Below are 5,472 nucleotides of genomic sequence, written 5' to 3' on the forward strand. Positions count from 1 at the left end.
TACCACCTGCCCAGGCACAGACACCAACCCGAAACCCGCTCAAAAACCCGTCAGAAGATCCACTTCAGGCCACGTCGGTGGATCAAGGCTAAGCCGCGGTGTCTGTGATGAGGACGGCGGCGGTGACCGGGCCCGGGATGTCAGTGGTGGATGCGTCGGCCACGGCGGCCCGGACGGCGCGGGCGACTTCCAGTGGATGGTGTCCGGGGGCGACCGCGAGCTGGACCTCGATGTGCCGGCCGGGTGGATCGTCATGGTCCTCCACCTTGAGCGGGCGGCTTCCCAGCACGGCGGTGAGGCGGGCGACGCCCGGAACACCCGCCGCGACGTCCGCCAGCGCGCCGACGGGCCCCCGCACGGATCCTGTTCCGGTCACCGGGGGTGAGCTTCGCGCGGCTGCAGCTGCCGGCGCCGGCCTCATGGACCTCGCCGCGGTCCGCGACTCCACGCCTGCCTCCGGGACCTCATGGAGATCCGTGACGTGCAAGTCAGCTGTCACGGTGGCCAGGCCGAGCCGTTCAGTGGCCGCGTTGAGCAGTGCGCTCCTCAACTGGTCGGCGGTCTCGGGCAGCGGCTGCCCCAGGGATGCTGTGAAGGCGGCTTCGATCCTGAGCGGGCCAGGCGGTAGCGCGCCGGCCGGCGGACGGACGGCCGGCTCGGACACGGGCTCGAGCGGTGCCGCCCCGATACGCAAAGACTCAAGCCGAACACCGGGAATCTCAGCGGCAGCGCGCCCGAGGGCCCGGGCGGCCGCTTGCTCGGTGATCCACGTCCCGTCATCGGGCCCGCCGAGCGGGAGCAGCCGACCCAGGTAGAGCTGGTGCCGTACCGCCTGTGTCCACGCTTCGGTCACCGGCCTCTCACCCTCTTTCTCGCATAGGAGCGGTTCTCTTCCCGCCCTTTCCTGCATAAGGGTTCTCTTCCCGCCGCAATGCGGCCGGAGTGTCGGCGTGGGCTCCGGGCAGGGACGCTCGGGCCACTCGTTGGACCACCTCGCCTCAAAGTCCTCATTTTAGGCATAACATACTAATAAGAATATAATGTTAGGCGCACGGCGGGCTTCTGAAGGTAGGAATGCCCTTTCGCCCGCTCGATGGGATCCATGCGGGAGCGGATGCCTGGCACCGGTAGTGGCAAGTCCGTCACCCGCGGGGTCAGTGTCGAGGCGACGGCACCCCGGGGGCGGCCGCGGGCGCTACGAAGGTGATCGACGGATCAGGCCGGTCGGCGCACCGCTTCTGGTCGGCGCGGCGGATTCTTCCCGCGCCCTTGGCGGCCCCGCTGTCGGCCGCGGCCATCGGACTGCTCCTGTACGACGTGGTCTCGGTGCGGGCAGGCCGGTCTGCGATGCGCTGGCGGCGGCGGCTCGCTGAGGAACTGGCCACACGGCCACTGGATGACGCCTGGATGATCGTCGGGGCCGCAGTGGCGATGGCCCTCGGCCTGTGGCTTTTCCTGCTGACAGTGACGCCGGGACTGCGCAGGCATGCTGCCCATGCGGCAGCCCGCCCATATCCCCCGGACAGAGGAGGTCCGCGCCGGGCTCGACCGCCACGCGGCCGCCCTGGTTCTGCGCGACCGGGCCATGCAGGTGCCTGGTGTCCAGTCGGCACGGGTCGCTGTCGGCCGCCGGAAGGTCAAAGCCCGGGCAGGGGCACATTTCCGCGATCTCGAGGAGGTCCGCGCCGACCTGGACGCCACGCTGGGGGAAGCCGTGACCTCCTTGCGTCTCGCCCGGCAACCCAAGTTGGCCGTGCGCGTCCGGCGCCCGAAGAAGGGCTGAGGTGATCCTGATGCTCAAGACAGTGAACCGGGTGCTGCTGGGGCTTCTCGGGCGTTCGCCCTGGGTGGCGGCGTGCTGCTCGGCGGGCTGGATCTGCAGCGCCACTGGGATTTCGGCATGCCGCGCTGGTGGCCCTTCCGTGGGCCGGACCGCGCAAGCCCTGGACGGGGTCTCGCCTCATGTCCGGCTGACGGGCCGACGTACTGCTCCCACCGCACACGTGCGGCTGCTGTTGGAGCCTCACGCGGATCCGGCGCGGACCCTGGGGCAACTGAGCCAGGAAACCTCGAAGACACCGGCCTTGGTTGTCGTCGGCATCATCCTGAGAACCCTGGGTCGGTGGGGCACGCCGTCGGCGGACGCCGTCACTACTGGTAGCGGCCTTGTGCGCCGGGGTCGTCACGTACCACTCCTCGGCCGACGCGACATCGAGCACAGGCACAGCGTGTCCCGCCGTAGCCGAGAGACCACGCAGATCCCGCACGGTTCCTTCCCAGGAGGCATCCCGGAATGGTCCTCTTCCTGACCCTGCTCATCGCCGGAATCGCTCTGGTCGCCATCGGCGCGGCCGTCGACGGCATGCTCTACCTGATGTCCATCGGCGTACTACTCCTCATCGCCGATCTGCTCTACCTGGCCGCCCGCTCCATCTGGCGCTCCACCCGGCACCCGGCCCGCTGACGGGCACGGCGAGACCGAACTCCACCTGACCGTCCGTGCCCACCCGCACGGACTGCCGCTCGACGCGCCTGCCGTGCCACACCCCCATCGGCAGGCGTCGACCGCGACGGACGACCTGAGCCGCACCTGCGAACGAGGCCTCGCCGACGTGGACCTGCTGACCATCCCGGTCACCGGAGTCGACGGTGACGAGGTCCACGTTCCCGCCGCCGGCATCCCGTGGTTCCTCACCCTCTTCGGCCGCGACTCCCTGCTCACCTCCTACTTCCTCCTGCCCTACCGACCCGACACGGCCGCCGCCACACTGAGCGCCCTCGCCGCCACCCAGGGGCAACGCTACGACACCTTCAGCGGCGAACAGCCCGGACGCATCGTCCACGAGACCCGCCACGGCGAACTCGCCCACTTCCGACAGGTCCCCTACGGCCGGTACTACGGCGCCGTCGACGCCACACCGCTCTTCCTGGTCCTGCTCCACGCCCACTTCGAGACAACCAACGATCGCTCCCTCGCCCTGCGCCTGGAGCGCCACGCCCGCAAGGCCGTGGATTGGATGCTCACCGACGGCGGCCTGGAAAGACACGGCTATCTCGTCTACGCCCCGGACCCCGGCGGGCTGGTCAACCAGAACTGGAAGGACTCCGCAGGCGCCATCTGCTTCACCGACGGCACCCAGGCAAAAGGCCCCATCGCAGTCTCGGAAGCCCAGGGCTACGCCTACGACGCACTCCAGCGCACAGCAGAACTGGCCCACAAGATCTGGCAGGACGAGCCATACGCGCACCGGCTGCGTGACGCCGCCGCTCGACTGCGCAGCCGCTTCACAACGGACTTCTGGATGCCGCAAGCCGACTTCCCGGCTCTCGCCCTGGACGGTGACGGACGCCAGGTCGACGCCCTGGCCTCGGACGCCGGCCACCTGCTGTGGTCCGGCATCCTCGACACAGAGCACGCCCGCCGGGTCGGCCAACGCCTGCTGGAACCAGACTTCTTCTCCGGCTGGGCGATCCGCACTCTGGCCGCCGGACAGAAGCCATACCACCCTCTCTCCTACCACCGCGGCAGTGCCTGGCCCCACGACAACGCCATCATCGCCCTGGGCCTCGCCCGCTACCAGCTCACCCACGAGGTCGACACCGTCACCGACGGCCTCATCGCGGCAGCCGCCCACCACGGCTACCGCCTCCCCGAGGTCATCGCCGGCTACGACCGCTCCGCCACCACAGGACCCACTCCCTACCCGCATTCCTGTTCACCCCAAGCGTGGGCAGCCGCAGCACCACTGGCCCTGCGCACGGCACGACAACAGGTACAGAACGAACCACGCCCCTGAACACCGGCCCCCCAGGCTGGGGGCCACCTCGCTCGCCGGGCCCACCGCGGGCCAGGCAGACTGCAGCAGCCACAGGCGGTGCTGCTGCTGAAGGGCCTGAATTGATCCAATAAGAGTCTGCCAAATGCTCCTGCACCGGACCGTGCCGACGGTGCCACACATACGACCTAAGGATTGCTCTCATGGAGTACCGTCATCTCGGCCGCAGTGGCCTGGTCATCAGCGAGATCGCCTACGGCAACTGGCTGACCCACGGCTCGCAAGTGGAGGCGGAGGCGGCCACCGCATGCGTGCGCGCGGCGCTGGACCTGGGCATCACCACCTACGACACAGCCGATGCCTACGCCGGGACGCGTGCCGAGGCGGTCCTAGGCGACGCACTGAAGGGCGAGCGCCGCGAGGGACTGGAGATCTTCACCAAGGTCTACTGGCCGACCGGACCGGGTCGCAACGACCGGGGCCTGTCACGCAAGCACCTCATGGAGTCGATCGAAGGGTCGCTGCGACGCCTAGGGACCGACTACGTGGACCTGTACCAGGCACATCGATACGACGTGGCCACGCCCCTGGAGGAGACGATGGAGGCGTTCGCCGACATCGTCCACTCCGGCAAGGCCCACTACATCGGCGTCTCCGAGTGGCCCGCGCAGCAGATCCGGCGCGCTCACGCGCTCGCACGGGAACTGCGTATCCCTCTGGTGTCCAATCAGCCCCAATACAACGCCTTGTGGCGGGTCATCGAGGGAGAGGTAGTGCCTACCTGCGAAGAACTGGGCATAGGGCAGGTGGTCTATTCGCCGATCGCGCAGGGTGTGCTGACGGGCAAGTACGAGCCCGGTCGCCAGCCTCCGCAGGGCTCGCGGGCCACCGATGACAAGGGCGGCGCCGACATGATCGCGCGGTGGATGCGCGATGAGGTGCTGGAGGCCGTTCAGCAGCTCAAGCCACTGGCCGCCGAGGCCGGGCTGTCCCTCGCCCAACTGGCCGTGGCGTGGGTGCTGCAGAACTCCAACGTCTCGGCCGCCATCATCGGAGCCTCGCGCCCGGAACAGGTCGAGGAAAACGCCAAGGCCTCCGGCGTCGTGCTGGAGGCAGACCTCATGGCCCGCATCGACGAGGTCCTCAAGCCCGTTGCGGTCACCGACCCCAAGCGGGTCCACGACAACGTGCCGGCACACCGCCCTTGAGCCGCTAGCCTGTGCTCAGCGGCCATGAGTGGCCCGCGCAGACGGCCGAGGGCCCCGCCCCCTGATGGGGCGGGGCCTTTGTCGTCCCCAAAGGGCCTGCGGTGCTCACCGCTTCGACCCCCGCGGCCGACCTCGGGCGACTCCCCGACCCCCCGTTCCCAGGGCCTCTTGGGGCTCCTCATGGGAACGTCATGGGAACGGAAGGCGGAGTAAGACGCCGTCTCATTTGGCGTGCTGGGTAGTCTGCACTGTGTGGTGATGGTTGAGCGCATGGTGCCGGACGAGCTGTGGGAGCTGTTCCAGCGGGTGGTGCCACCTGCTCCGACCCGGCCGCAGGGCGGTGGCCGGCGCCGGTACGGGGACCGCGAGGTCCTCGCGGCGATCATCTTCGTGGCCACGACGGGCTGCACCTGGCGGCAGTTGCCGCCGGTCTTCGGCCCGTCGGGGCCGACCGCGCACCGGCGCTTCACCGAGTGGACTGCCGCCCG

Annotated in this window: 4 protein-coding genes and 2 pseudogenes; 5 read left to right on the plus strand and 1 reads right to left on the minus strand. The window is 69.2% G+C overall.

Translation table 11 applies throughout. From position 1 onward, the window contains the following. Positions 1 to 88 precede the first annotated feature (88 nt). Complete coding sequence (locus ACWDA7_RS49610; protein WP_450614400.1) at positions 89 to 853, minus strand: hypothetical protein; 765 nt, start codon at positions 851 to 853, stop codon at positions 89 to 91. 350 nt (positions 854 to 1,203) lie between these two features. On the opposite strand from ACWDA7_RS49610, the pseudogene ACWDA7_RS49615 reads away from it, so the two are divergent. The 5 genes and pseudogenes from ACWDA7_RS49615 to ACWDA7_RS49635 form a co-directional block, all read left to right on the plus strand. After that, positions 1,204 to 1,783, plus strand: a pseudogene (locus ACWDA7_RS49615) (DUF6286 domain-containing protein). Between the two features lie 510 nt (positions 1,784 to 2,293). Further along, complete coding sequence (locus tag ACWDA7_RS49620) at positions 2,294 to 2,464, plus strand: hypothetical protein (protein ID WP_450614402.1); 171 nt, start codon at positions 2,294 to 2,296, stop codon at positions 2,462 to 2,464. Then, positions 2,430 to 3,797 (plus strand): annotated as a pseudogene (locus tag ACWDA7_RS49625) (amylo-alpha-1,6-glucosidase); the annotation flags it as partial. The gene ACWDA7_RS49620 and the pseudogene ACWDA7_RS49625, both read left to right, overlap by 35 nt. A 182-nt stretch (positions 3,798 to 3,979) precedes the next feature. Continuing rightward, positions 3,980 to 4,984, plus strand: coding sequence for an aldo/keto reductase family protein (locus ACWDA7_RS49630; protein ID WP_450614404.1), 1,005 nt, complete (start codon positions 3,980 to 3,982; stop codon positions 4,982 to 4,984). Positions 4,985 to 5,242: 258 nt separating this feature from the next. Continuing rightward, positions 5,243 to 5,472 (plus strand): transposase (locus ACWDA7_RS49635; RefSeq protein ID WP_450614406.1); only part of this gene is annotated, 230 nt, incomplete at its 3' end.

This window comes from Streptomyces sp. NPDC001156 (genome assembly GCF_053598275.1).